This is a genomic window from Pseudomonas sp. WS 5010 (genome assembly GCF_012985565.1).
GTDB lineage: Bacteria > Pseudomonadota > Gammaproteobacteria > Pseudomonadales > Pseudomonadaceae > Aquipseudomonas.
On the sequence record NZ_JAAQWQ010000001.1, the window covers coordinates 439763 to 457678 of the forward strand.

A 17916-nucleotide genomic window follows, 5' to 3' on the forward strand; every position below is an offset into this window, starting at 1 on the left:
TAACGAACCTTTAGGAGAGCAGGATGAAATTCAGTGAACAATGGCTGCGTGGCTGGGTAAGCCCGCAGGTAAATCGCGATGAGCTGGTTGCTCGTCTGTCGATGGCCGGTCTTGAGGTCGATAGCGTTACGCCGGCCGCCGGTGTTTTCAGTGGCGTGGTAGTGGGCGAGGTGCTGAGCACCGAGCAGCACCCGGACGCCGACAAGCTGCGTGTGTGCCAGGTCAGCAATGGCGCGGAAACTTTCCAGGTCGTGTGCGGTGCGCCAAACGTGCGCCCGGGCCTGAAAATCCCGTTTGCGATGATCGGTGCCGAGCTGCCCGGTGACTTCAAGATCAAGAAAGCCAAGCTGCGTGGCGTCGAGTCCAACGGCATGCTGTGCTCCCAGGCGGAGTTGCAGGTTGGCGAAGGCAACGATGGCTTGATGGAGCTGCCGGCTGATGCGCCAGTGGGCCAGGACATCCGTGTCTATCTGGACCTGGAAGACGCCAGCATCGAAGTCGACCTGACTCCGAACCGCGGCGACTGCCTGTCCCTGGCTGGCCTGGCCCGTGAAGTCGGTGCGCTGTACGGTGTGCCTGTCACGCGTCCGGTAGTGACAGCGGTCCCAGCAGTCCACGACGAAGTGCGTTCCATCGAAGTGCTGGCACCAAACGCGTGCCCGCGCTACCTGGGTCGTGTGATCCGCAATGTCGACCTGTCCCGGCCGACCCCGCTGTGGATGGTCGAGCGCCTGCGTCGTGCCGACGTGCGCAGCATCGATGCCGCTGTCGACATTACCAACTACGTGATGCTGGAGCTGGGTCAACCGCTGCACGCCTTCGATCTGGCCGAGATCAACGGTGGGATCCGCGTGCGTATGGCCGAGGAAGGCGAAAAGCTGGTCTTGCTCGATGGTCAGGAAGTCACCCTGCGCAGCGATACCCTGGTGATTGCTGATCATTCCCGCGCCCTGGCCATTGCCGGTGTGATGGGCGGTGAGCACAGTGGTGTGTCCGCGACGACCCGTGACGTGTTCCTTGAAAGCGCGTTCTTCGACCAGATCGCTGTGGCAGGTAAGGCTCGTTCTTACGGCTTGCACACCGATGCCTCGCACCGCTACGAGCGTGGCGTGGACTGGCAACTGGCCCGTGAAGCCATGGAGCGCGCCACCGGCCTGCTGCTGGAAATCACCGGCGGTGAAGCTGGCCCGATCATCGAGACGGTCAGCGAGCAGTATTTGCCGTCGATTGCACCGGTGACGTTGCGCGCTCAGCGCGTCGAGCAAATGCTCGGCCTGGTGATTGAAGAGGCGCAAATCGTGCGCCTGCTGACCGGTCTGGGCCTGGGCATCAGCGCTGATGGGGAAGGGCAATGGCGTGTAGAAGTGCCAAGCCATCGCTTTGATATCAGCCTTGAAGTCGACCTGATCGAAGAGCTGGCCCGTCTGTACGGCTACAATCGCCTTCCGGTTCGTTACCCGCAAGCGCGCCTGGCCCCGCAACCCAAGACCGAAGCCCGTGCACACCTGCCTGAGCTGCGTCGCCTGCTGGTCGCCCGTGGTTATCAGGAAGCGGTGACCTACAGCTTCATTGATCCCAAGCAGTTCGAACTGTTCACCCCGGGTGTCGAGCCGCTGTTGCTGGCCAACCCGATTTCCAACGACATGGCAGCCATGCGCTCGTCCCTGTGGCCAGGCTTGGTGAAAGCACTTTCCCACAACCTGAACCGTCAGCAGGACCGCGTGCGCATGTTTGAAAGCGGCCTGCGCTTTGTCGGCCAACTGGACGGCCTGAAGCAAGAGCCGATGCTGGCTGGTGTGGTCTGCGGCAGCCGTTTGCCGGAAGGTTGGGCGCAGGGTCGCGACCCAGTGGACTTCTTTGACGTCAAGGCGGACGTGGAAGCGGTGCTGGGCTTTGCCGGCGCGCTGGATGCCTTCGCGTTTGTCCCTGGCAGCCACCCGGCCTTGCATCCTGGCCAGACTGCGCGCATCGAGCGCGAAGGTCGCCTGGTCGGTTTCGTCGGTGCGATCCACCCTGAACTGTCGAAAACCCTCGGTCTCGACCGTCCCGTGTTCGTCTTCGAGCTGGTGTTGGCTGAAGTCGCTGCGGGCAAGATGCCTAAATTCAGCGAGCTGTCGCGTTTCCCGGAAGTGCGTCGTGACCTGGCCCTGGTGGCGGATCGTGATGTCGCGGCCAGCGCCGTGCTGCAAGTAATCCGAGAAAATGCAGGCGAATGGCTGACGGACCTCAGGCTATTTGACGTCTATCAGGGTAAAGGCATTGATCCGCATAGAAAAAGCCTTGCAGTTGGCTTGACCTGGCAGCATCCATCGCGCACTCTTAATGACGATGAGGTGAATACCACGACGCAAAATATCCTCACCTCGCTCGAACAAAGGTTGAACGCCACGTTAAGGAAGTGACGTATGGGGGCTTTGACGAAAGCTGAGATGGCGGAACGTCTGTACGAAGAGTTGGGTCTGAACAAGCGCGAGGCCAAGGAATTGGTCGAGCTGTTTTTTGAAGAAATCAGGCACGCTCTGGAAGACAACGAACAGGTCAAATTGTCCGGTTTCGGCAATTTTGACCTGCGGGACAAACGCCAGCGGCCTGGCCGCAATCCAAAAACGGGAGAAGAAATCCCGATCACGGCTCGCCGTGTGGTCACCTTTCGTCCAGGGCAGAAGTTGAAGGCCCGAGTTGAGGCTTATGCTGGAACCAAGTCATAACGACGAGCTACCCGTCATCCCAGGCAAACGCTACTTCACCATTGGTGAAGTCAGCGAACTCTGTGCGGTAAAACCGCATGTGTTGCGCTATTGGGAGCAGGAGTTTCCTCAACTCAACCCCGTCAAACGCACCGGGAACCGTCGGTATTATCAGCGCCAGGATGTGCTGATGATCCGACAGATCCGCGCGTTGCTGTACGACCAGGGGTTCACCATCAGCGGCGCACGCCAGCGTATGTCCGGTGATGAAGCCAAAGACGACACCACCCAATACAAGCAACTGATCCGCCAGATGATCTCCGAATTGGAAGATGTACTGGTGGTTTTGAAAAAGTGAAACAAGCCTTTAAAATACTTCCACATTTCAAATGCTTGCGGTATATTCCTGATCGCTTCGTTATGAAGCGAACCCAGTTTCACGCCTAGTCGGGGCGTAGCGCAGTCCGGTAGCGCACTAGCATGGGGTGCTAGGGGTCGAGTGTTCGAATCACTCCGTCCCGACCATATTATTCAATGACTTAGGCCAATGTTCACAGCATTGGCCTTTTTCATGTGCGTGACTTTTGCGTGACTTGTCGTTTTTTCACGCCTGCTTCCTCTTCAAAATTGTCAGGACCGGTCCGCGAGAATCGGTTGCTGATACCATGTTCGCAGCTTCAATAAGATGCCCGAGCTCGGCGCCCGAGTAGTGACTGGTGATGCTGCCGTTCTTGTGCCCCAGAAGGGCCTTGCGATCTTCCTCGGTTACACCTGCTGCACGCAGCCGGCGGCCAAACGTGTGTTTAAGGTCATGGATCCTAATGGATGCATACCCAGGGTGAGCGGGGCGAAGGTTTTCCTCATGCCAGAGTTTCGCCGCTCTCACCCGAGCCTTCTTCCAAGCCGAGTCGTTCATGCGGTGCATCGCGGTGCCGTTGTATGGGAAAACCCACTCCTTGCTTATGCCGCGCTGCTTTTCGATGATCGACCTGGCCACGCTGTTCAGCACCACCAGCCTCTCGTCACCGTTCTTTACGCCAGAGCGCTCATGCCTGCCACCAAAGTCGGCGGGTATCAGAAAAACGCTGGTGCCGAGTTCCGGTACCGCGATCTCCCAATCCCACCTCAGCTTGCAGACCTCCTGCTCCCGGGTGCCGGTGTTCACCTTGAACAACGCCATCGTTTGCAGGTGAGCCGGCAACTCACCGAAAAGAATCGACTGCTCCGGCCATGACATTGGGTATGGCTTGCGGCTCGACTTCTTCTCTTCCAGCTTCGTGAGCATCGGCACGCTATCCAGCCACGGCCTGCGCTCATCGTCTCGCCACTTCCTGGCACACAACGATAAAACCCGAACCACACGCTCGATCGAGATATTCACCGTTCTGTTGCTGACACCCTTCTTCACCTTCCCGCCTTCAAGCTTCTTCGTCGCTAACCGATCCTTGATGAATGGCACCAGGGCCTGGTCATCAATGTGCGTCAGCGGCATGTCGCCTATGAAGGGGTCCAGCTGGGAAAGGTGGTGTGCCGACAACTTGATTGAAGGCTGGTCCTTGAACTCCAGCAGGAAGCGAGTCGCCGCCTCCCGCCAGGTTCTGACCTTCTTAACGCCGTACACCTTCTGCTGCCGGATCTGCTCCAGCCTGAAGATCAGGTAGCGCTCCGCTTCTTCCCGGTCACCAGTTCCAGTGCTTTCGTAAAGTCGTTCTCCGTTGATTTTTTTGTCGATATGCCAGATGCCTTTCCTCTCGGAGAGCCCTGTGATCGATTTTCGCGCCATGATTTATCTCCTTTATGGCGCTCGCTGCGGGGCGATTGTTGCTCCGTTGCGCCTTTTTTATCAATCGCCTTTGCCTCGACGTACGCCGTGGCCCAGTCGTCCAGCTCCTGCCGGTCGAACCCAACGCCGCGGCCACCGATAGGGAATTCGCTGACGTAAGGCCGGACGGTCTCGTCGAAAATCGCTCTGCACATGCCCAGGTAGCCAGGTGCTTCCTTTGCACGTATGAATCTGGGGATCAGCTGCTGAGCGCCCACTTCTACCTCCCGCCGGCAGTGGGCCGCGCCGTCTTGATGATGTGGATGATGAAACCGAAGGTGAGCAGCATCCAGGCGACGGTGCCGGCAAATGCTGCGATCAGGTGTTGGTCGGTACCGGTGGAGAGCAGCTCCGGCACCTGCCAGAAAAACCAGAAGGTGGACCCCGCCACGTACAACACGATGGCCGTCAGGAGCAGGGTGAGTTTCGTTGCGTACATGGGGTGTCCTCGCCGCGCTGGGCGGCAGGCCACCGCCAGCAGCTCGCAATCGAGCGGCAGGTGCTGCTCCATATCCGAGATCGCTTCGATAGCGGCCTCGCGGAATGCATTCTTTTCTTGTGGCATAGGGTCACCTCGCCAGCCGATCAACGGAAGGCTGTTTTCGTTGTGAGTTTCTGGAAAATTCCTACATATTTCGGTTGGGGTTTCAGTTAGAGTTTTGCCGTTCGCCCATCCAGGGTATTTACAGCAGCCTTTACCGGGGGACTTGCTTCTGGACTGGGCGAACTCTTGACTTGTGTGATCAGCTTCATTCTTTAGCAAGGTTCATCGCCTTGCCTCGGAGTGCATTAATGAAGGTGTTAAGCGTTTTTATAGATCCATGGTTTTTGGTGGGTGTCTCTTCTATGGTGTTTGGTTTGTTCTTAAAATCGCCGGTGCTGCTTGGCCTTGGCGCTTCATTACTTGTTTGTTCATTTGTCAGTAGGTAGAGGAGAGTCTCTATGAACGCCTACTGGAACGAAGTGGCGGGTTTAGTTCGGCAAGTCGCCAGCGCTGGCAAACGTTTGGAGGACTTTCTCCAGCGGGTCCCTGATCCCTGGAGGGCGGCTGATAAGAAAGAGTTTTCTGCTCTTCATGCCGAACTTCTGCAAGCCCAGGAAGCCTATTCAGCATTTGAGCATTCCAAGCTTGATGTTTGAGTCTGCTGACCGGCAGGCATGTAGGGGGATTGGAGTTAGGGGCGTTTCATGAAGGTGATCCAGTGCGTTTTCTCTCGCTTCCCGGACTTGTGGCCAAACAGCGGCTGCTCGTCGGTAAGCGCTAGGATTTCGCTGACCCGAACCTGGGTCTCGTTCCACTTGAAGATCAGGAACTGTCCGAGCCGAAGAACCCGGAAGCACTCCGCAAAACCTTTGCGCAGATCGTCGCGCCAGTCGTCGGTGAGTATTCCGTACTTCAGCCGCAACCAGCTTTCACGACCGGCGCGCACCAGGTGAGGCGGATCGAACACGACCATGTTGAAACTGGCGTCAGGGAAGGGCAGGCGCCGGAAGTCCATGATCACGTCGGGCTCGACCTTCAGCACCCGCCCATCACACAGCACATGCTCTTCATCGCGGATATCACCGAACAGGGCGCGCTGGTCGCCCTTGTCGAACCACATCATTCGGCTGGCGCTGCAGGGATCCAGCACTTGCGCATTCATGGCCTCGGCCCCTTGTAGATGAAGACGTAGGCGAACCAGAGGGGGGCGATCATGGCGTCACCTTGATATCGACATCGTCATGGATCCACTCGATATCGAGCAGGTCATCGTCGTCAATCTGCGATTCCCGATGGTCATTGCTTGTCAGCAGCTCCTCCACTTCATCGTCATCGACGTTCTCAATGACCTTTCGGAAGTTCACGACTGCTTTGCCGGTGAGCACGACTGTTCTTTTCATGGGCGAGTTCGTCCTTGCCGCTATAGCGGCTGACTTTGAAGGGGGAGGGGTTACAGCTGTTTTGCTATCAGAGAGGATGATGTGAAGATTCAGGTGCTCAGGGAAAATTCATCGCCACTTTCAGACGCTTCCTACAGCTTTCGGTCTGATGGTATCCATATGATATTTCTCCTTTGAAATAGCAGAGCGCAACATGACTAACGATCTTGAGCCTTTTATCGTCCGCCTCCCCAGCCACCTTCATGCGAAGATTAAAGCCACAGCAAAGGCAGACAGACGAAGCATGAATAATGAAATTGTCGGGAGGCTAGAGAGGTCTTTTGAGTCGCATCGGTTAAATGATGCAGAGGACAGCATCAACTTTCTGCTGCTGCAGCAAATCGAGCGGCTAGAAAAGAAAATCAAAGCTTATGAGCGCTTGTAGCTATTCAGAGGTGTGAGTTTCCTGGCGCTGCTCGTACAGCCTCCCTCGTTACCAGATCATGGGCACTCACAACCGTCATGCCGAGGTTCTGGGCAATCAGGACTTCGAGCTGGGCGCCCTTCGATTCTTCCCAGCCGGGCAGGGTGGCCACGGTGTCGCAGTCCATCAGGGCGGCAATGTCGCGGCGCATGCAGTCGTTCCAGGTGCCGCCGTCTGGGTTGATCTCGGCGGGGTTGGTGACGGTGTGGCCGCCGGCGCGCAGGTTGGTGGTCATGGCGTGGAAGGCGGCGAAGTTGAGGCCGGGCAGGCCGGTCATGGGGCCGCTGAGGTAGATGCGCTTCATGCGGCCTCCTTCGGTGTGTAGGTCAGCGTGCCGTCGAGGATCGCTTCCTTGATGGCGTTGAACTCCCAGGCGTAATACTGGGATTCGACGTAGACCCGCATGCCTTTGCCATAGTCGTGCTTCTTGCGCCGGATGAAGGCCTCGGCGGCGTCCTTGGTGAAATGCGCGTTGATGTATTCCCAGTTTTCGCACCAGCCAGTGACCGCATGCCCTTCCAGCTCGCCGAGGACGTACCACTGATCCGACTCGTCCGCCTTCATGAACTGGCATCCTGACCAAACCTGCATAGCCTTGTTCAAGGAGGCCCGCTCATCTTCGTCTTGTTCGTCCCAGTAATCCTTTGGCGAGAACCACTCACCCTCATTGCAGTGATCGATAAGCACGCGGTTGTCGCTGTAGTCGGTGTCTATCCCGTAGACGATGCGCCTAGCCTGCACGATGAATATCGCCGCAGAGGTGCAGTGATCGTGCACACCAGGACCAACGCAGTCATGGCGAAGGCGGCTCACGAAGTCGGCCCAGGTAGCAGCGTCGAGGCCGTGGCCGGTTGCCAGGCTCGGCACGGGCTCAGCGATTTTGTTTTCTGTAGGCATGGGGAGTCCTTGCCGGGCCATGCCCAGGCGGTGTGGTGCTACGATGGCCCCTTCCTCTAAATGGGCAGGACCATGACCAAGCACGATATTTACGATGAGATAGAAGGCTTTCAGGTTTGGAACTACATGGAGTGCGACAAGGACGAGGAAGGCCGGGAGACCTGGCGTATCAACGTCGAGGTAAAGCGCGGTGGTGAGGTGGTGGTGCCGGTTGTTGCGGGTGACCGTACCTATGTTGACCGTGGCCTGGCGCAGGTTGCTGGGCGTGAGGTCGGGGCCAAGCTGATTGCTGAGCGCGTTTAAGCCGCAGCCGCCTGACGCTCGGCGATTCTCCACGGGTCATTGGCCCGCGCCAGGGCAGCCATCGGCGGCGGGCTGACGCTGTTGCCGCACATGTGCACCTGCTGGGTGATGGTGAAGGGCTTGCCGTCGGCGCCGTGGGTGATGATGTAGTCGGCTGGGAACCCCTGGGCCTTGTAGAGCTCAGCCGGCTTGAGCATCCGCAGGCAGATATCGACGATCACGTATGGCGTGCCCTGGACCATCACCGTGACGAGTGCCAGGCGATCCTTGGTGGTGATGGTGGGAGCCGGTGCATCGCAAGCGCTGACGTTCTCAGTGCCGTAGTAGCTGATCAGGAAGGCTGCAACGCGCAACGCACCAGCTTCATGCTCAGGCGACAGGGTGAGCGATACCAGGGAGCTCTTGCCGCCACCGCCGGCGGTAATGGTCGGTGCCGGATCTTCCAGGCCCTGGCCAATACTGCCGCCGAATGCCCGCTCCATGAATGCGCTGACCAGGCCGTGGTGCTGACCCCCGGCGCTGATTGTGTGCAGCGGGTCGCTCACGTCCCGTGCATCACAGTTGCCGCGCATGTGCACCAGGTGCGCCGTAGCCAACTGCTGCTGGCTGCCGGTGTTGGTCACCGTGGTCATCGGGTCGCGGATGTCCTTGGCGTGCACGGTGTTGAATCCGCCATTGGCCTGGATCATAACCGCAGTGCTGACGGACTGGCCGCCGCCGCTGGCCGTGACGGTGCCCACCGGGCCGCAGATATCGTTCACCCCGTGGGAGCGGCGTTTGTTTGCGCCTGAGCCTTCGCCGTGGCCAGCCTGGACGATGCATGCGGATGCCAGTGCGTGCTTCACGCCGCCGGCCACAACGGTGCCCAAGGGTTGATCAACGCCCGGCACGCGTGGCTCTTGTCCTGGGCGCTCGCCGTAGCCTGATTGAATCAACGTCGGGCTGATCAGTGTCAGCTCGCCGCGATTGGCGCATGTCACCGTGGGCAGGGGGTCGAGCGGGTCGTTGATCCGGTCGCTGCCCTGGTGCGTTGCAGGCGCGATAACCGGGCTGACTACGGAGAACGCGCCGCCCTTTGGGTAGGAGGTGATCGTGCGCAGCGGCTCGCCGGCGGACTGCACCGACTCACCCGACCAGTTCGCAATCGGCACAATGAACGGCGCCGGGCTGTCGATGACAAACTTCTTCATGCCCTTGGCGACGCGGCGCAGCGTGGCGTCAGCAAGGTCTTTCTTGCGCCCGAAGATGCTTTTGCCCAGGTCGCTGAAGTCGATGCAGTCAGCGGCGGTCTTCCACTTCTGCTGGCCTTTGGCCGGGTTCTTTGCGTGAGTTGGCTCAGGCCACACAATCGGTTGGCCGTCGCACCGAGCGATCATAAACAGGCGCTCCCGGCTGGTCGGCGCGCCGAAGTCGCATGCTCTGATCACCTTCCACTCTACGACGTAGCCCATGCCTTCCAGCAGGGCCACAAAGCGGCGCCAGGTGCGGCCGCGTTGCTTTGGGTCAGGCACAAGGAACTGATTAGATACCGGCACTTGTTCGCCAGGCGCTGCCACGCGGTTGGTGGTCTTTCCCTTCTTGGTCGGGTGCGGAACCTGGTCCAGTGTCACCACGCGGCCAGTGGCCTTGTCGCGCTTGGCGATCAGTCTGCCCCACTGCAAAATCTGCTTCACGTTCTCCAGGCTGATCACCCGGGGGCGCTTCATGCCTGCCCACTTGAGCCCGATCCACGACAGGTTGCGGATCTCGCGTTTGCGCGGTTGGCCGCCGGCCGCTTGGCTGTGGTGCGTGCAATCCGGCGACATGTGGAACCAGCCCACCGGCTTGCCGTCGCACTCGGTGTCCGGATCACCCTCAAACACGTCGGTGGTGAAGTGCCTTGCGCCTGGATGGTTGACGGTGTGCATGCTGATCGCCTGCGGGCTGTGGTTCTTCGCCACATTCACCGCGCGGCCCAGGCCCATTTCCAGCCCGGTACCGGCGCCGCCACCACCACAGAAGAAGTCGACAACGATCTCATCGTCCTGAGGGTGGAAGCCGAGTCCGTATTGGGTTTTGAAGTCGAATGGGTGTTTCTTCTGTTGTGCGGACATAGGGGATCCTCGCCGGCTGGCGTGATTCGTTGATATGGGGTATTACGGGTGACCGGCATGGAGCCGGATCAAGGAGCAAGAGTTGAAAGTATTCATTAGTTGGTCTGGCGACCGCAGCAGGGCCGTCGCAGAGGTTATGAGTGATTGGATAAAATGCGTACTCCAGGCCTCGCAGCCATGGATATCAACACGCCATATTGAGCGCGGATCACTTTGGTTTTCAGAAATAAACGAAAAGCTCAGGGATATATCGGTAGGCATTGTTTGTCTAACGCAGGAGAATAAAAGCAAACCCTGGATATTGTTTGAGACTGGGGCGCTTGCAAAGGGATTGAGTAGTAGTCGTGTATGTACGTTTTTGGTCGATCTCCAGCCGTCAGATTTAGTAGATCCGCTAGCCCAGTTCAACCACACTCTTCCTAACGAGGACAGTGTTTTTGAACTTGTGAAAACACTCAATATTTGTCTCGGTGAGCAAGCTTTAGAGGAGAGAGTGCTTGAGAAAATATTTAATGTTTATTGGCCGAGCTTCCTTACTTCCTTTAAAAGCGCTCTGGAGGAAAACATGCCGCGCGAGGTTGCAACGCCCCGTTCTGATAATGATATTTTGGCGGAAATCTTGGATAGTACTCGAGCGCTAGGTAAGAGAATTGGATCCCTTGAGAAAGAATCGCGCTTGCCCGATATGACGCGAAGATCTTTTCCCCCCGTAAATCAGCAGCTTTGGGAAGCTACAATTAGTGAACAAATAAAGCAGCTTTTATCTGAAGGCCTCGACGAAGACGAGATACTAAACAGATTCGTAAAAATGGGTATGGGAACGCCAAAAATTGTTAAAATTGTAAGAGAACTACTGAGTAAGAGGTTGGACGGTTCATTTGGTCGCGAAATCTCAGCTGAGGATCTCTAGGATGTTGCATCCGAGGCATTTGTCTTTAGTCGGGTAATATCTATGTCAGTAAAAAGCGCCCAATAAGCTGGTCTTGATGATTATTTACTGAGGCGTTGCATTGCGCGCGAGGTAGTCTTGTATTGGGTGGTAGTCAAGCGTCTCCGATTAGAGGGCTAGGTTACCGAATGCAGCGAGCAGGGTGGGTTGTCAGTCGTTCTCGCCGTCGTCGTCGGCGTCCATTTGGAGCGATTCGGCAAAGCCTGCCTGTCGTAATTTGCGCGCCACGTTTTCAGACACAGTCAAATCGTGGCGCGGAATATCGAAGAGGCAGGCGGACTTTTCGGCGCCAAGCGAGTGGGCATGTGCGATCAGCCGCCAGATGGTAGTCCGGTCTTTTGTTTCGCCCAGCTCGGCGGTGAGCGCTGCCAGACGGTCGCGCATTCCCTGGCGGAAGTAATGGCGGATGATGTCTGACGGGCCTTTGATCTTTGGCTGCGCCGGTTGCAGATCCTCGGCCCGGCCATTCAGCACCAGCAGTTGCACCGCCTCGCTGACTTCATCGACCTTGTGCCAGAGCATCAACTCGTCGAGCATCTGCCGGGTGCCGTGCGGTACCGTGTGCCGCAACTCCTGCTCGCCCAGTTCCTGCCGCTTCTCGGCAAGCTTTGCCGTGCGCTCCTTTTGTTCGGCTGCCATGGCCTGCCTCTTCTATTCCGCTGGCCGGCAGTGCGAGCCAGGTTGGTCGGCGTCTCGCGCTGACCTGTTTATTGATTCGCTTCAAGCCGCGACCTTCTGCTGATTCCACGCGCCGACCGCTTCGAAGATCCGTGCGGCGTGCGCCTCATCAAGCGACATCGCTTCCGGAATGGCGATCCAGCCTGAAGCAACCATCTGGCTTTGGTTTGCCTCATCGCGCAGCTTCTTGTAGCAATGCTCGATCACGTCTTCCAGGTGGTCGGAGAGGTAAACGCCATCGGGCGCCACCTCCACTGATTTGCTGTAGCGGTTGCCGCGGGCGTCGATGCAAAGCGCGCTGAGGTAGATCGTCCAGCGGTGCGGAATGCCGCAGACAGCCTGGCCGATCTTCCCAGGCGCGATGTTCTTCAGCGACTTGTAATTGATCATGCCCTGGTGGCCGCTGGGGTCGATGTTCACCACTGCGACGTGGTTGGCAGCCAGCAGCGACCGACAGGACCGGTCAATACGAGCCTTGAAGTTGTGCGGTTTGCGCTTGCTCATAAGGTCTCCGCGAGTTTGCGCAGCGCGTTACGCTCGGCCCGGGTGATGGGCGGCTTGCGGCGCTTGAGGATGGTTTCGGGATCGATCTTGGTGGAGCGGGGCGGCGGCAGCGGTTTGCGTGGTGGGCTTGGCAACTTCGCGACTGTCCCGCCAGCGTCCAAGAACTCCGCCGTGCGCTCCGATATCGAGTAAGCGTCCTGGCGGTGCTGCTCGACCAGGCTGAGGTGGTTGCTGATCATGCTGCTGCCTTGGCCAGCGTCACCCCGGCCATGCTGAAGGTTGATCCCTGCGCCGCGACCATCGCGTCGAGTGCTTCCCAGTTGACCAAGAGGACGGTGATTGGCGCCTGACCATATGCCACGGCTTTCACCAGGGCCTCGAAGTCCGTCACGTTGGCCTGCAGCGTTACCTGCTCGACCGCATGGCTCGTTACTATCTTTGTGGCCTGGGCTACGGGGGCCGCCGTCTGGACAGGAGCGGTGCGGACGGGCTCTGATGTCGAAACTTTCTCCACGACCGGATCTGACTTGATGGCTGCCAGGCGCTGGGCCTCTTGTTCGTCGGCGATTCGCTTCGCGTCGGCCTTATCCTGTTCCGCCTTCTGGTGTTCCGAGATACGGAATTTGATCAGCGTCACCAGGTCATCATTGGCCTTGGTCACCAGTTGCTGCACGTCGCTGAACAGGAAGGCGTAATCAACGGCGAGCTCCGCCAGGCTGGTCAGATTCAAGCGAATGCTGTCCGCTGCCTGACTTGCGTCGATCTTTGCCCGGGCCAGTTCGGTATCAACTGCGTCCTGGAGGCTGGCGATGGTGCGCTTGTTCTTCATGGCGCCGGCGAAGTCCGAAACGATATGAGGCAGTGTGACTTTGCCCAGCGTCTTGTTGATTCCGGCGATGTGATCCGCCAGCGACAGTTCGGCTTTTTGCTTGATGTTGGTCTTCACCAGCAGCTCTTGAGCCTTCACCAGCTTGTCGACCTTCAGGCGAGTCTCGCGAGCATGGGCGCTGATGCGATCCAGCGACGAAAACAGCTCGTCGATGCTTTGGGTCTGTGACAGAGCCTGTTTCTTGGCGATCGACACGGCCTCTTCGACATCACCGCACCACTTGACGGCCTTCTTCGCGTCGGCGAAGTCCTGGTCCGTGGAAAGAGTGGTTTTCACCGAGTCGATGACAGCCAGGGCCGAATCTTCAAACACCTTCAGGTTACTGGCGGTAACCATGCCGGTCAGCTCGATGCGCAGGGCTGGCAGCTCATCAGGTGCCTTGCCGACTACGATTGAAGGAGCTTCGGCCATTTCGAAGTTGGCCAGGTCCGCCTCGAACTGTTTCCAGCCTTCGATCAACTGGGCCGCGTGCCCGGCGACGGGCCGGTACTCCATGTGCACGAAGTTCTCCGGCGTGCCATCCGAACAAACAAAGATGACTCGCTCAGCGCCGCTCACCAGCAGTTGCTGCTCAAGCTGCCAGTAGTAGTGCGGAGCCAGATCGCCAGCTTTCACCTGGGCCACGACCGACTCATTCCACAGTTTGTGCTCGAACAAGGTCTCGCCGAGCATCGTGGCGCCGTCCATGGATGCCAGCAGGTTGCCCTCGGTGGCAACGATTGGATAGAGCTCTTCGCCGATCAACGCTTCAGTCAATGGGCGGGCCAGGGCTTCAGTAGCGTGGCCTTTGTCGAAGATGAACTGCTGGGAATGCGTGACGTCGGGCGTGATCCCGGTCTTCTTAATCGCCAGCAGATCGGTCCGCGTTTGATACTTCGATGCGCCCATCATGGCGGGAGCTTCAGAGGCTGTGAAATGCTGCGCGCGCAGAGCGTGCCACTCGGCAGAGCCTTGAACTACGTTATGAATTTTCATGTCGCGTCTCCTTCTTGTGATGGGGCGATGATTGCGAGAATGGTTTTTTTCTGGTGTTCGGTCAGGGTTGCTTTCAGTCCAAGCATCACGACGATGTGCTCCGCTGTCTTTTGCCCGCTCAGAATCATGGCAACCCACTTAGGGAAGTTTTCAGCGAACTTTTCAGCTGGATACGGTGGAAGAGCCTCAGGCTCTGGTGGCGAATCCTTGGGAAGAGGGGCTCCCGAGTTCCCGTCATCGTCGTCATCGGTTGTGGTGACGTTGAAAATCATCTGGGTCAGGTATCGCCGGCCATAGCTGATCGTTGAGCCGTTCGCCTGCACTCCGGTCTTGTTTGTCTTTCCGCCTGATCCTGCGGCGTCAATTGGAAGGTCGAGCTGATATAGTTTCGTATGGCCACCTGCGTGCATGCATTCACAGGTGACGCGAAGATGGCCGGGCAGGCGAGAATCAGCAGTTCCGAAGGAAAGCGAAAAGCCTTCCTCCGTGAAAATCGGGCTGATCTCCCGGTCGATATCTTCAAGTCTGGCGTAGGTGCTGGCCGTGTGCTTGTTGAGAGCATTACGTGTCACCGGCTTGATTCGTTTCTGGGCGCTGACCATCGCAATACTGAATGCAACTGAGGCCTGTCGATCGACGTGACGCTCGTGCATTTGCATCAGCCGCTCCATGTTTCCGACATCGACATTTGGATTGGTGGCGACCTGGATGATCACGGACATGATGCTGGCGGCATCACTGCTTTGAGCTGAAATATCAGTCGACACACTTGGCGAGCGACGGGGATCGATAGTGGTAACCACACTCGACTCAGCATCTTCCACTATAGGGCTGGGCTTTCTCTCTGCGGACATGGGGATTCCTTGCCGCGATGCTCGCAGCGTTCAAAATTGTTGGGTGCTTGGGGATATTGAAGGGCGGGCCGGACGTAGGTTTAGCTCTGCTGTTGAACCCTATAGCGGAGTACTTGAAGCACTCGACCGCCGTAACCAGGCTCTGCGTACTGCTCAACTGGCGCACCGAAGAAGCCGCGGCGTTCGGCCAGGCTGTAGGCCTCGCGAAGGTTATGAGCGCTGACATCTTCGAGCTGCTCGTCGATCAGTGATTTAACCGGTGCGGTAGTCATGCCTTCTCCTTACGCCGCCGGCTGACATCCAGGAGGCGTGCGCTATACCAATGAAATTCTTCTGCGTTGATGGCGCCTGAGGTGAAGTGGCGCACGATCAAACCCTCGGCCAAGATCTCGTCGATGGCGGGCTTATCTGGATCTTCAAGCGCAAACAGCGCTTTATCGATCTCAACGTAGGGGCTCACAGTTCGTTGTCCTCGGCCTGGGCGATCAAAGCGTCATCAGCCAGAGGCTTGAGTAGGCGTTCGGCAATCTCGCCGAGCTTCCCAAGTGGGTGGTCACTCTGGCCGAGCAGCTCCAATGCTTCTGATTTCACCCTTGAGCCCGCCATCCCAGCGATCAGCAAGTAGCCCAGGGCTGGAGCGTCGACGCCGCAGTCGGCCAGAAGGTTGTTGGCGTACTCATCGACCGCCAGTGCGAACTGATAGGCCGTGACGCCTTGCTGCGGGTGCAGGTGGCGCTTGAACACCACGCTGCCACCTCTGGCCAGTTCTTCGGCGGCGTTGTACAGCCATTCGCTGCGAGCCAATTGCTGAGAGGTTTCGCTCACCGGAGGCGGTAGTTGTTCATCGTGCTCAAACTGAGCCTCGCGTAGTGCTGACATGGTCGCCTCCAAAGTGGCGGGTTGTTCACCTGTATTCGTCAACACTCATGCCTCCCGCTGTTTGCCGATGGGCGCGGGGGAGGAGTGCTGACGTAATAGAGGTGGGGAAGGGGGCCCAGGCCCGCTACTGGCGACGGCCTGGGTTTGTTGCGTCAGCGGTGTTGGCCAGTTACCCGCTGCTGATTGCAGGGCTGGCCGGTCGTCTTCGTTGGCTGGCGGTGAGCTTCCTCCCCAGGGCGTCAATCAGCATCTGTTCGCCTTGGATCACAGGTCCCTACAACATGCACGCTGCAGCTCGTTTGCCCGTTTAAGTGGGCAGGGTGCATGAGGTCCGGCGTTCCCAGCCGAGGCTATCGGGATTGCTAATTCAAATCTTTTGGAGCTGGCCGTGACCCGCTACTGGCGTCGGTCACCGGCTTGAATCGAATGTCACTCCAGCCGCGGGCCTTTCGGCTTGTTCTCCCGCTGGATAACTGTTCTTGGCGCTTTACGCTGCGCGCCCGGGTCAGTTGCCAACCCTCTGAACCGTTTAGGCCGGTTCATCGCTGCCTTTGAATCTGGGCCGGTGGTGATCCGGCAAGGGGTAAAACCAAAGAGCGGTGGGCGGATGCCCTTCGCAGTGGCTGTGTGTTGCTGCGATGGACGAACAATAAGCTAATGCCTAATGATCTGTAAATAGGTAATGCCTAATTATTTTAAGAAAATACTCCCGGTCCTTTATTCCAATTTTGGAGATGACATTCGCGAAGGCGCTGATATAAGCTTTGCCTAAGCTGTATGGATATACAGCATTAAACTGGGAGGGGATTTCATGGGGAAGAAGCAGGCGGCACCCGCAGTTCGGGAAGAAGTGAGTGGCATGGAGCGCCTTGCGCTGCGCGTCTCATCGATGATCAACCACCCCGTGGCCCAGGCGCAGCGCTGGGTAACGATTCATCGCCTGGACACAGACGGGGATCGGGAGTGGGAAGAGGTGCTGAGCGTGATCGCTGACACTGACGAGCTTGAGTTGACGCTCAATGACGACGGCAGCGTGACGGTGAGGTGGGAGCAGCAGGAAGTCGAGGTGGCGAGCAGGGGAGAGGTTGAGTATGAGCCAGAAGAAGAGCTAGCACCTTTCTGACAGTCATGAAAAAGCCCGCTCAATGGCGGGCTACTGGTCAATTCGGAAGTGGGTGCTTAATCATGCACTCGCCTGCCGGTCACAACGTAAAGCACATCAATCCCAGCCTTTGCTATGTTTGCCAGGTAGATCGCGTTAGGAGTCCGGAGTCCTCGCTCGTAAATGCTCTGGGCATTTACCTTGACTCCGCCCATGGTCGCGAGCTCTTCCTGAGTGAATCCGAGGCGCTTACGTTCTTCGCGTAGACGCTGGGTAATCTCTTCCATTGGCCCCCCCCACAATTGATCTCGCACCCTACCATTCGTGGCGTACAACCACCATTGGTCGCCGTAGTGCCATCATACTAAATTGCCCGCTGTATCCTGATCCATATTCTCGTATCTCACCATTAGGGGTCCTCAATGAGAGAGGCGCAGCGAAGACTGGCTATGACAGCCTGGCGCGACCTCTTTGCACTGGCTGGAGGCCAAATGGATGCAGAGGCTAAGTACTTTGAATTATTGAGGCGGGCTGACGCAATGGAGTGCGCCGGCCTCATTACCAGCGATGAGTGGAGAAAGCTCGCGCAGCAGGCGGGAACACTGCTTGCTAGCACAGCACAGTGTATGGGCGGGTCGGGGTAGGGCAGAAACAAGATCTCCGACCTTCTCTATAGGCCCGATGAGATCAATGAGGCACCGGGGAAAATAGCGCTCTCGCAGATTCGTCCAACAGCCTATCGATCTCAACCAGCTCGGCTTCTTTGATATCAATCGCGTTTTTGTAGGCGCACGCCATGAGCTGCAGCACCTCAAAGTCTGAAATCTTCGCAAGATCATCTTTAAGACCGGGCCGCTGACTGAGTAGCAGCGCCCGGATCTCTTCAGCGCTCTTTGGCATATCCACAGGCTATCCCTCCATAGCTCGGATTGATTTT

At 57.9% G+C, this 17916-nt stretch carries 25 protein-coding genes and 1 tRNA gene; 9 read left to right on the forward strand and 17 right to left on the reverse strand.

Annotated features, from left to right (window positions below; translation table 11 throughout):
• Window positions 1-23: 23 nt before the first annotated feature.
• From pheT to HBO11_RS02035, 4 genes are all read left to right on the forward strand, one after another.
• Window positions 24-2402: a phenylalanine--tRNA ligase subunit beta gene (gene pheT / locus HBO11_RS02020; RefSeq protein ID WP_169953515.1), complete on the forward strand. Its 2379-nt coding sequence runs from the start codon at window positions 24-26 to the stop codon at window positions 2400-2402.
• 3 nt (window positions 2403-2405) lie between these two features.
• A complete protein-coding gene (gene ihfA, locus HBO11_RS02025) occupies window positions 2406-2708 on the forward strand; it encodes an integration host factor subunit alpha (RefSeq protein WP_002553164.1) in 303 nt (100 codons plus the stop codon).
• Entirely contained in the window at window positions 2689-3045 is a 357-nt protein-coding gene (locus HBO11_RS02030) for a MerR family transcriptional regulator (protein ID WP_003174972.1), read from the forward strand. Before ihfA ends, HBO11_RS02030 begins: the two co-directional genes overlap by 20 nt.
• A gap of 90 nt (window positions 3046-3135) precedes the next feature.
• Window positions 3136-3212, forward strand: a tRNA-Pro gene (locus HBO11_RS02035).
• 79 nt (window positions 3213-3291) lie between these two features.
• Here HBO11_RS02035 and HBO11_RS02040 read toward each other — a convergent pair.
• Window positions 3292-4470, reverse strand: a complete 1179-nt coding sequence (locus tag HBO11_RS02040) for a tyrosine-type recombinase/integrase (RefSeq protein WP_170058705.1) — start codon at window positions 4468-4470, stop codon at window positions 3292-3294.
• Window positions 4471-4729: 259 nt separating this feature from the next.
• The gene (locus HBO11_RS28780; protein ID WP_346266868.1) at window positions 4730-5074 is read right to left on the reverse strand and encodes a hypothetical protein; all 345 of its coding nucleotides are present in this window, start codon (window positions 5072-5074) and stop codon (window positions 4730-4732) included.
• A gap of 377 nt (window positions 5075-5451) precedes the next feature.
• Here HBO11_RS28780 and HBO11_RS02050 point away from each other — a divergent pair, with 377 nt between their 5' ends.
• The gene (locus HBO11_RS02050; protein WP_170058706.1) at window positions 5452-5649 is read left to right on the forward strand and encodes a hypothetical protein; all 198 of its coding nucleotides are present in this window, start codon (window positions 5452-5454) and stop codon (window positions 5647-5649) included.
• Window positions 5650-5684: 35 nt separating this feature from the next.
• Here HBO11_RS02050 and HBO11_RS02055 read toward each other — a convergent pair whose 3' ends face one another.
• On the reverse strand, window positions 5685-6155 hold the full coding sequence (locus tag HBO11_RS02055) for a class I SAM-dependent methyltransferase (protein WP_170058707.1): 471 nt from the start codon (window positions 6153-6155) through the stop codon (window positions 5685-5687).
• A gap of 49 nt (window positions 6156-6204) precedes the next feature.
• A complete protein-coding gene (locus HBO11_RS02060; protein WP_170058708.1) occupies window positions 6205-6393 on the reverse strand; it encodes a hypothetical protein in 189 nt (62 codons plus the stop codon).
• Between the two features lie 193 nt (window positions 6394-6586).
• Here HBO11_RS02060 and HBO11_RS02065 point away from each other — a divergent pair, with 193 nt between their 5' ends.
• The gene (locus tag HBO11_RS02065) at window positions 6587-6817 is read left to right on the forward strand and encodes an Arc family DNA-binding protein (protein ID WP_170058709.1); all 231 of its coding nucleotides are present in this window, start codon (window positions 6587-6589) and stop codon (window positions 6815-6817) included.
• Between the two features lie 4 nt (window positions 6818-6821).
• Here the strand turns inward: HBO11_RS02065 and HBO11_RS02070 are convergent, their stop codons facing one another.
• Together HBO11_RS02070 and HBO11_RS02075 are read right to left on the reverse strand one after the other, a co-directional pair.
• On the reverse strand, window positions 6822-7160 hold the full coding sequence (locus HBO11_RS02070) for a DUF4406 domain-containing protein (RefSeq protein ID WP_170058710.1): 339 nt from the start codon (window positions 7158-7160) through the stop codon (window positions 6822-6824).
• Entirely contained in the window at window positions 7157-7753 is a 597-nt protein-coding gene (locus HBO11_RS02075; protein ID WP_170058711.1) for a hypothetical protein, read from the reverse strand. Before HBO11_RS02075 ends, HBO11_RS02070 begins: the two co-directional genes overlap by 4 nt.
• A gap of 72 nt (window positions 7754-7825) precedes the next feature.
• Here HBO11_RS02075 and HBO11_RS02080 point away from each other — a divergent pair, with 72 nt between their 5' ends.
• The gene (locus tag HBO11_RS02080; RefSeq protein ID WP_170058712.1) at window positions 7826-8056 is read left to right on the forward strand and encodes a hypothetical protein; all 231 of its coding nucleotides are present in this window, start codon (window positions 7826-7828) and stop codon (window positions 8054-8056) included.
• Here the strand turns inward: HBO11_RS02080 and HBO11_RS02085 are convergent.
• On the reverse strand, window positions 8053-10149 hold the full coding sequence (locus HBO11_RS02085) for a DNA cytosine methyltransferase (RefSeq protein ID WP_170058713.1): 2097 nt from the start codon (window positions 10147-10149) through the stop codon (window positions 8053-8055). The genes HBO11_RS02080 and HBO11_RS02085 overlap by 4 nt on opposite strands.
• A gap of 82 nt (window positions 10150-10231) precedes the next feature.
• On the opposite strand from HBO11_RS02085, the gene HBO11_RS02090 reads away from it, so the two are divergent.
• Window positions 10232-11059 (forward strand): TIR domain-containing protein, encoded by an 828-nt coding sequence (locus HBO11_RS02090; RefSeq protein ID WP_170058714.1) that lies wholly within the window; start codon window positions 10232-10234, stop codon window positions 11057-11059.
• A gap of 189 nt (window positions 11060-11248) precedes the next feature.
• On the opposite strand, the gene HBO11_RS02095 is transcribed toward HBO11_RS02090, so the two are convergent.
• The 8 genes from HBO11_RS02095 to HBO11_RS02130 all read right to left on the reverse strand — a co-directional run bounded on the left by HBO11_RS02095 (window position 11249) and on the right by HBO11_RS02130 (window position 15877).
• Window positions 11249-11737, reverse strand: a complete 489-nt coding sequence (locus tag HBO11_RS02095; protein WP_170058715.1) for a hypothetical protein — start codon at window positions 11735-11737, stop codon at window positions 11249-11251.
• Between the two features lie 81 nt (window positions 11738-11818).
• Window positions 11819-12280: a hypothetical protein gene (locus tag HBO11_RS02100; protein ID WP_170058716.1), complete on the reverse strand. Its 462-nt coding sequence runs from the start codon at window positions 12278-12280 to the stop codon at window positions 11819-11821.
• Complete coding sequence (locus HBO11_RS02105) at window positions 12277-12519, reverse strand: hypothetical protein (RefSeq protein ID WP_170058717.1); 243 nt, start codon at window positions 12517-12519, stop codon at window positions 12277-12279. Before HBO11_RS02105 ends, HBO11_RS02100 begins: the two co-directional genes overlap by 4 nt.
• Complete coding sequence (locus tag HBO11_RS02110; protein ID WP_170058718.1) at window positions 12516-14144, reverse strand: YqaJ viral recombinase family protein; 1629 nt, start codon at window positions 14142-14144, stop codon at window positions 12516-12518. The genes HBO11_RS02105 and HBO11_RS02110 overlap by 4 nt, the downstream gene beginning before the upstream one ends.
• Window positions 14141-14998 (reverse strand): ERF family protein, encoded by an 858-nt coding sequence (locus HBO11_RS02115; protein WP_262380935.1) that lies wholly within the window; start codon window positions 14996-14998, stop codon window positions 14141-14143. The genes HBO11_RS02110 and HBO11_RS02115 overlap by 4 nt, the downstream gene beginning before the upstream one ends.
• A gap of 80 nt (window positions 14999-15078) precedes the next feature.
• Window positions 15079-15270, reverse strand: a complete 192-nt coding sequence (locus HBO11_RS02120) for a hypothetical protein (RefSeq protein WP_170058719.1) — start codon at window positions 15268-15270, stop codon at window positions 15079-15081.
• A complete protein-coding gene (locus HBO11_RS02125; protein WP_057959985.1) occupies window positions 15267-15458 on the reverse strand; it encodes a hypothetical protein in 192 nt (63 codons plus the stop codon). Before HBO11_RS02125 ends, HBO11_RS02120 begins: the two co-directional genes overlap by 4 nt.
• Window positions 15455-15877, reverse strand: a complete 423-nt coding sequence (locus HBO11_RS02130; protein ID WP_170058720.1) for a hypothetical protein — start codon at window positions 15875-15877, stop codon at window positions 15455-15457. Before HBO11_RS02130 ends, HBO11_RS02125 begins: the two co-directional genes overlap by 4 nt.
• Window positions 15878-16688: 811 nt before the next feature.
• Here HBO11_RS02130 and HBO11_RS02135 point away from each other — a divergent pair.
• The gene (locus HBO11_RS02135; protein ID WP_170058721.1) at window positions 16689-17000 is read left to right on the forward strand and encodes a DUF1654 domain-containing protein; all 312 of its coding nucleotides are present in this window, start codon (window positions 16689-16691) and stop codon (window positions 16998-17000) included.
• 56 nt (window positions 17001-17056) lie between these two features.
• Here the strand turns inward: HBO11_RS02135 and HBO11_RS02140 are convergent, their stop codons facing one another.
• Both HBO11_RS02140 and HBO11_RS02145 read right to left on the reverse strand, forming a co-directional pair.
• The gene (locus tag HBO11_RS02140) at window positions 17057-17266 is read right to left on the reverse strand and encodes a helix-turn-helix transcriptional regulator (protein WP_170058722.1); all 210 of its coding nucleotides are present in this window, start codon (window positions 17264-17266) and stop codon (window positions 17057-17059) included.
• 400 nt (window positions 17267-17666) lie between these two features.
• The gene (locus HBO11_RS02145; RefSeq protein WP_222936215.1) at window positions 17667-17879 is read right to left on the reverse strand and encodes a hypothetical protein; all 213 of its coding nucleotides are present in this window, start codon (window positions 17877-17879) and stop codon (window positions 17667-17669) included.
• Between the last annotated feature and the right edge of the window lie 37 nt (window positions 17880-17916).

Excerpts from the sequence above, each read along its gene's own strand:
- pheT (WP_169953515.1), top strand. The coding sequence starts at position 24 with ATGAAATTCAGTGAACAATGGCTGCGTGGCTGGGTAAGCCCGCAGGTA.
- HBO11_RS02100 (WP_170058716.1), bottom strand. The coding sequence starts at position 12,280 with ATGAGCAAGCGCAAACCGCACAACTTCAAGGCTCGTATTGACCGGTCC.
- HBO11_RS02075 (WP_170058711.1), bottom strand. The coding sequence starts at position 7,753 with ATGCCTACAGAAAACAAAATCGCTGAGCCCGTGCCGAGCCTGGCAACC.
- HBO11_RS02140 (WP_170058722.1), bottom strand. The coding sequence starts at position 17,266 with ATGGAAGAGATTACCCAGCGTCTACGCGAAGAACGTAAGCGCCTCGGA.
- HBO11_RS02040 (WP_170058705.1), bottom strand. The coding sequence starts at position 4,470 with ATGGCGCGAAAATCGATCACAGGGCTCTCCGAGAGGAAAGGCATCTGG.
- HBO11_RS02030 (WP_003174972.1), top strand. The coding sequence starts at position 2,689 with ATGCTGGAACCAAGTCATAACGACGAGCTACCCGTCATCCCAGGCAAA.
- HBO11_RS02145 (WP_222936215.1), bottom strand. The coding sequence starts at position 17,879 with ATGCCAAAGAGCGCTGAAGAGATCCGGGCGCTGCTACTCAGTCAGCGG.
- HBO11_RS02050 (WP_170058706.1), top strand. The coding sequence starts at position 5,452 with ATGAACGCCTACTGGAACGAAGTGGCGGGTTTAGTTCGGCAAGTCGCC.
- HBO11_RS02115 (WP_262380935.1), bottom strand. The coding sequence starts at position 14,998 with ATGTCCGCAGAGAGAAAGCCCAGCCCTATAGTGGAAGATGCTGAGTCG.
- HBO11_RS28780 (WP_346266868.1), bottom strand. The coding sequence starts at position 5,074 with ATGCCACAAGAAAAGAATGCATTCCGCGAGGCCGCTATCGAAGCGATC.
- HBO11_RS02095 (WP_170058715.1), bottom strand. The coding sequence starts at position 11,737 with ATGGCAGCCGAACAAAAGGAGCGCACGGCAAAGCTTGCCGAGAAGCGG.
- HBO11_RS02080 (WP_170058712.1), top strand. The coding sequence starts at position 7,826 with ATGACCAAGCACGATATTTACGATGAGATAGAAGGCTTTCAGGTTTGG.
- HBO11_RS02105 (WP_170058717.1), bottom strand. The coding sequence starts at position 12,519 with ATGATCAGCAACCACCTCAGCCTGGTCGAGCAGCACCGCCAGGACGCT.
- HBO11_RS02130 (WP_170058720.1), bottom strand. The coding sequence starts at position 15,877 with ATGTCAGCACTACGCGAGGCTCAGTTTGAGCACGATGAACAACTACCG.
- HBO11_RS02110 (WP_170058718.1), bottom strand. The coding sequence starts at position 14,144 with ATGAAAATTCATAACGTAGTTCAAGGCTCTGCCGAGTGGCACGCTCTG.
- HBO11_RS02060 (WP_170058708.1), bottom strand. The coding sequence starts at position 6,393 with ATGAAAAGAACAGTCGTGCTCACCGGCAAAGCAGTCGTGAACTTCCGA.
- HBO11_RS02065 (WP_170058709.1), top strand. The coding sequence starts at position 6,587 with ATGACTAACGATCTTGAGCCTTTTATCGTCCGCCTCCCCAGCCACCTT.
- HBO11_RS02055 (WP_170058707.1), bottom strand. The coding sequence starts at position 6,155 with ATGAATGCGCAAGTGCTGGATCCCTGCAGCGCCAGCCGAATGATGTGG.
- HBO11_RS02120 (WP_170058719.1), bottom strand. The coding sequence starts at position 15,270 with ATGACTACCGCACCGGTTAAATCACTGATCGACGAGCAGCTCGAAGAT.
- HBO11_RS02135 (WP_170058721.1), top strand. The coding sequence starts at position 16,689 with ATGGGGAAGAAGCAGGCGGCACCCGCAGTTCGGGAAGAAGTGAGTGGC.
- ihfA (WP_002553164.1), top strand. The coding sequence starts at position 2,406 with ATGGGGGCTTTGACGAAAGCTGAGATGGCGGAACGTCTGTACGAAGAG.
- HBO11_RS02085 (WP_170058713.1), bottom strand. The coding sequence starts at position 10,149 with ATGTCCGCACAACAGAAGAAACACCCATTCGACTTCAAAACCCAATAC.
- HBO11_RS02070 (WP_170058710.1), bottom strand. The coding sequence starts at position 7,160 with ATGAAGCGCATCTACCTCAGCGGCCCCATGACCGGCCTGCCCGGCCTC.